The sequence below is a fragment of the Acinetobacter sp. AOR12_HL genome (genome assembly GCF_027855275.1).
GTDB lineage: Bacteria > Pseudomonadota > Gammaproteobacteria > Pseudomonadales > Moraxellaceae > Acinetobacter > Acinetobacter baumannii.
In genome coordinates this window covers 1-4,629 of the sequence record NZ_JAKTIJ010000037.1, presented here as the reverse complement: position 1 = coordinate 4,629, position 4,629 = coordinate 1, and the positions used below count along the sequence as shown (strand labels likewise).

The 4,629-nt window shown below is 36.2% G+C and carries 5 protein-coding genes and 2 pseudogenes; 1 reads left to right on the top strand and 6 read right to left on the bottom strand.

The annotated features are described in order from the left end of the window. Nucleotides 1-34 precede the first annotated feature (34 nt). Nucleotides 35-1,243, top strand: coding sequence for an IS256 family transposase (locus MKL36_RS16800; RefSeq protein ID WP_021511398.1), 1,209 nt, complete (start codon nucleotides 35-37; stop codon nucleotides 1,241-1,243). Nucleotides 1,244-1,282: 39 nt separating this feature from the next. Here the strand turns inward: MKL36_RS16800 and MKL36_RS16795 are convergent. The 6 genes and pseudogenes from MKL36_RS16795 to MKL36_RS16770 form a co-directional block, all read right to left on the bottom strand. Continuing rightward, nucleotides 1,283-1,582 (bottom strand): annotated as a pseudogene (locus MKL36_RS16795) (terminase); the annotation flags it as partial. After that, nucleotides 1,566-2,107: pseudogene (locus MKL36_RS16790) on the bottom strand (DUF2280 domain-containing protein). The pseudogenes MKL36_RS16795 and MKL36_RS16790, both read right to left, overlap by 17 nt. Before the next feature lie 59 nt (nucleotides 2,108-2,166). Beyond that, nucleotides 2,167-2,808 carry a putative metallopeptidase gene (locus MKL36_RS16785; protein ID WP_021511117.1) on the bottom strand — a complete coding sequence of 214 codons (642 nt, stop codon included), beginning with the start codon at nucleotides 2,806-2,808 and terminating at the stop codon, nucleotides 2,167-2,169. Beyond that, nucleotides 2,777-3,244 carry a hypothetical protein gene (locus MKL36_RS16780; protein WP_005071563.1) on the bottom strand — a complete coding sequence of 156 codons (468 nt, stop codon included), beginning with the start codon at nucleotides 3,242-3,244 and terminating at the stop codon, nucleotides 2,777-2,779. The genes MKL36_RS16785 and MKL36_RS16780 overlap by 32 nt, the downstream gene beginning before the upstream one ends. Nucleotides 3,245-3,304: 60 nt before the next feature. Continuing rightward, nucleotides 3,305-3,760 (bottom strand): hypothetical protein, encoded by a 456-nt coding sequence (locus MKL36_RS16775; protein ID WP_031989511.1) that lies wholly within the window; start codon nucleotides 3,758-3,760, stop codon nucleotides 3,305-3,307. A gap of 660 nt (nucleotides 3,761-4,420) precedes the next feature. Further along, nucleotides 4,421-4,629, bottom strand: a 209-nt coding sequence (locus MKL36_RS16770; protein WP_031969189.1) for a hypothetical protein, incomplete at its 5' end; no start/stop codon positions are given.

Genomic DNA, 4,629 nt, shown 5'->3' with positions numbered 1-4,629 from the left:
ATCCTACTGAGGATAATAAAAAGAGGTACTTCACATGGATGAAGCTACAATCAAAAGTATGGCAGCTGAATTAGCTAAAGGTTTAAAAACTCCTGAAGATTTAAACCAAATGACAGCCATATTTAAAAAGTTCATGATCGAAACCGCTCTGAATACTGAGCCTTCTGAACATTTAGGCTATGAAAAGCATCAACCTAAGAAAGGATCTAATGCACGTAATGGTTTTAGCTCCAAAACAGTTCTAACACAAGATGGGCAGCTTGCTTTAGATATCCCTCGTGATCGTGACGGCTCTTTTGAACCACAGATTATTAAGAAGCATCAAACGCGCATTACTAGCATGGATGATCAAATTCTTTCGCTATATGCGAAAGGAATGACAAATAGAGAAATTGTTGCTTTTTTTAAAGAAATGTACGATGCCGATGTATCTGCCTCCCTTATTAGTAAGGTAACGGATGCTGTCATTGAACAAGTGACAGAATGGCAAAATAGAACACTCGATAGTCTTTATCCTGTTGTCTATTTAGATTGCATTGTTGTTAAGGTTCGTCAGCATTCAACAGTAATCAATAAATCAGTTTATTTAGCATTAGGCATTAACTTGGATGGCCAAAAAGAACTTCTTGGCAGGTGGCTTGCTCAAACAGAAGGTTCCAAATTCTGGCTGTCAGTCATGACAGAGCTTAAAAATCGAGGAGTGCAAGATATTCTTGTTGCCTGTGTAGACGGGCTAAAAGGCTTTCCTGATGCGATAGCCTCTGTCTACCCTCATACTGACATCCAGCTGTGTATCGTGCATGTTGTACGCAATAGCCTGAGATTTGTGAGCTGGAAGGACTACAAAGCTGTAACAGCAGGATTGAAGGCGATCTATCAGGCAAGTACAGAAGAAAATGCTTTAAATTCCCTAGGTATCTTCTGCGATCAATGGAATCATCAGTATCCAAAAATTGGAAAATCCTGGCGGGCAAATTGGGAAAATATCCGAACGATCTTTAGCTATCCTGCTGAAATACGTCATGCGATTTATACAACAAATGCAATTGAATCATTGAATAGCGTGATTCGCCATTCAACTAAAAAGAGAAAGATCTTCTCTTCTGATGATTCAGTGAAAAAGGTCATTTATTTAGCAACTTCAAATGCTGCTAAAAAATGGACAATGCCAATTCAAAATTGGCGTTTAGCGATGAATTGGTTTACGATTCAGTTCGATGATCGATTAAAAGATCATTTATAAAAAATGGAACTTACACAAAATAATTTACAGGCTCGTTTCAGGCTTACCAGCTCGCCAAGATGCTGGAATAGCTTGTTTTAGTCGCTTCCAGAAAACCCGTTTTGCTTGCTTAAAGGTAGGCGCTGCATACCAGATTTCATCCTCTACCGAAACATTCCATTTAGCCGCTAGGCTTGCGGCTCTTCGCATTTCCGCTTTGGCCAAGAATGTTTTACCGAAACGTCGGCCACAAACAGCATCACGTAATCGGGCTTCTTTTTGCCAGCCCCACAAATAAATATTGGCTTGCTTAGGCGTTAATTGAACTGAACCTTCTGGAGGATTAAAGCATTGGCTCATTTGGTATCTCCTCATCAGGATTCAGCACAAGCTTGTAATCCTCTTCAGGTGGATTTACCTCACGTTGTAACTTCAGAAGTTCAAGTTTTTTAATCTCAAGTTCTACTTCAGCTTTAGTTTGGTTCGCTTCAGAATTACCACCTTTATTATTTTGTTCCCCCTTCTTCTCATAAAACCCTTTCATGATCTTTTGTATTTGGTCCACGATCTTAATTGTCATGGTCACATTGTTTTTTTAGTCCAAAGCAAATCACTTAAAATCTTCAACTGAACAATGTCATTTGCTCCACTGATTTTATTTAGTGGCTGACTCAAATACTCTTCCCGTGTATTTTCGAAAATTTCTTTGAGTTCCTTACTTAAGTCTCTCCCAGCAAACTTTGTAGGGTTATATGACTCTACCTGCTGTCTCGAAACATCAATGTCAAATTCCTCCTTGACGAGACTTACTGTTTCTTGAGGGGTGTTAAACACAGCAAGCGATTGTACAATAAAGAGTTTCTGCTTTTTGTTTAATGTCGCCATTTCTCTCTATCCGTCAAGGTACGTCAAGGAAACATGGCAAAAAAAATGAGCCAAAAGGCTCAGGTAATTACACAGTTTCCACAGCATTTAGAAATATCTAAATCAGAAACAAACGGCGGGTTTTTAGCGACTTCAACAAGCCGCTTAACACTGTCATTAGCTCCCCAGCGCTTAACAACACCGATGAACTCTTCCACATCGTGGCCAGCTAAATAGTGCTTTGGTAAGCCAGTATGATCGCTGTAAATAATCTCACCGTCCGAATCTCGCTCTACACCAATGTGATAGAGCTCATGTTCAAACAAAGCACAAAACTCGTTATCGTTTGCCTTTTCACAAAAGCTTGCATCGATAGTGATTAAGTAAATTGGAACAAAACCGAACCAATCACGCATTTGCTGCTCTTGACGGGCTTTCTTCCAGCCGCCTTGTTGAAACATAACCTTTTCACATTGGCCGAGCACCATGCGCTTAGTTCTCGTATAAGCAGTAGAAGCCCATGCAGAAGCCAAAAACCCCTCATTGTCATGAAGCATCTCAGCGATATGGTCATGATCTGGATTATGTAAAGGTCCACCAAGTGTAAGAAAATTAGCAACTACCCAATTTTTTAAATCAGACGCAGGTACTATGCGAATCGCTTCCTCTTCATCTGCTTGGTCAATAAAATCAGTTGGAGGAAATGGTGTGATCTGATCCATTAAATATTTGCCTCTTTAAATTTTTTAGCCATTCACTAGCGTATTCAGTCCGTAACTGCAAAGGTCCAGACTCATCAATGCGGCATCTTGAAGCTGTCTCTATGCGAACTACGGTGTAGCCCATCTCTTCAGCCACATCGTAACGATCAAGACTACAAGCTTTATTTTTAAGTTTGCCCTTACGACCGCCAGACCATGGACCACCCGCAATTTCAACTAGTATTCGATACTCAATTAAATGAAAGTCAAACCGCCAGTGCTTAGTAGACTTAAACTGAAATTTCTTTTCATATTTAATTTCCAGATTATCTAAAGTTTCAGTAAATTCTTCTTCTGCCTCTAGATATTTTTGTGTAGGCTTTGGCAGTGGCCAGCTTTTAGGTTTAGTTTTAGGTTCTTTTTTCCGAGTAAGCCAAAAGTATTCTGTAGAATCCATTATTCTTACCCATAAAAAAACCGCCCTAAGGCGGTGGCTAAAAATAGAGACAACTAACTATTATTTCTTAAAAGTTGCCTTATAAAGCTTTGAATTAAAGTAATCCGTAATTTCTTTACCTTCGGTTTGAATTTTTTCCTCATTTAAAGGTAAAAAATCTAATTCATATTTCAAGCTCATATACTCTGGAATAAATTTCTTTATAGGCGGAGGTGGTTTAGGTCCACCTTCTGTAATTTTTTCGATAAATCCAGCTAACCATAAAATATACTCACCTTCTGAATTATGAGGAGGAATCAAACTCACATCTATTTTTACTTTACATTCATCTAATTGTTTACTAAACAATTCAACAAAATCAATAAAATTATATTTTAATTTAAATTTTGTTCCCTTAATTTCTCTGCGTATACATGTCATAAGTAAGTTCATATTTTCAATACAGTCATGTGAAAACAATTCCTCATCTTTAATTTTGTTATAAATATTTTCCGCAAACATGAGATACTGTGTCATTTCAGCAGCTCCTCATTTTTATAAAGTATTTTTCTTAAGGTAGTCCTATTATAACAATGTTGCAACAAGAAATTTTCCATTTTTAGTTTAAGGAAATTTTAAAAATTATAAAAACGATTATATTCAATAAATTAGTACAAATAAAAGCTATGGAAGTTTGATCTTTCTATTGAGCTTTAAAATGGATTATTGTGTTTAAATCATCAATTTAAAAAGCTTGCCTAGTAGGCAAGCTCCCCCTTTTTTTGATATTTGCGCTGATCAATAAGGTTTAGTGTTACTTAAAGCAACACACTGATAATACTGAAATATTTAAAAATAAAAAAGCCCACTTCCTATTTTTATTCAGAAATGGGCTTAGCGAAAAAAAACGCTTAGACCTGAAATAGGAAATATCTATTCGGAAATATCTCCAACTTCATATTGGCATAATATTTAAGCACTAGCAATAGGGATTGAATTAAAAATATTAAATATTCATATTTAAATAGATAAAGATTTCTTTTTAAATAGTTTTATTTTTAGCCTACATAATTTTTTTACTTATCAAGAGTTATAAAGAATATGTGCCCATCAATAGGTAATACTTAATAAGGTCTTATGTGTAGTAACCATTAGGCTCTAGAGACTAAGAACTCAAACTGACTAAAAATAAAATAATTAATTTTCAATATCAATGATCATATACTGCAAAGTTAAGTATATTCCAACTTCTCCATTGTTGAGTGCCTCATATAAGTCTTCATCAACGAAATCTCCAGATTCATCATATAGCCATTTATGAATTTGAATAATTTGTATATTCCCTTTTTTGTCTATTCTTGCTATTGGGTCTATTACGGACCGAACTATCACCTTCTTCTTCGTCT

Bases quoted from the DNA above. Each gene is read 5' to 3' on its own strand.
- MKL36_RS16800 (WP_021511398.1), top strand. From the start codon at position 35: ATGGATGAAGCTACAATCAAAAGTATGGCAGCTGAATTAGCTAAAGGT.
- MKL36_RS16785 (WP_021511117.1), bottom strand. From the start codon at position 2,808: ATGGATCAGATCACACCATTTCCTCCAACTGATTTTATTGACCAAGCA.
- MKL36_RS16780 (WP_005071563.1), bottom strand. From the start codon at position 3,244: ATGGATTCTACAGAATACTTTTGGCTTACTCGGAAAAAAGAACCTAAA.
- MKL36_RS16775 (WP_031989511.1), bottom strand. From the start codon at position 3,760: ATGACACAGTATCTCATGTTTGCGGAAAATATTTATAACAAAATTAAA.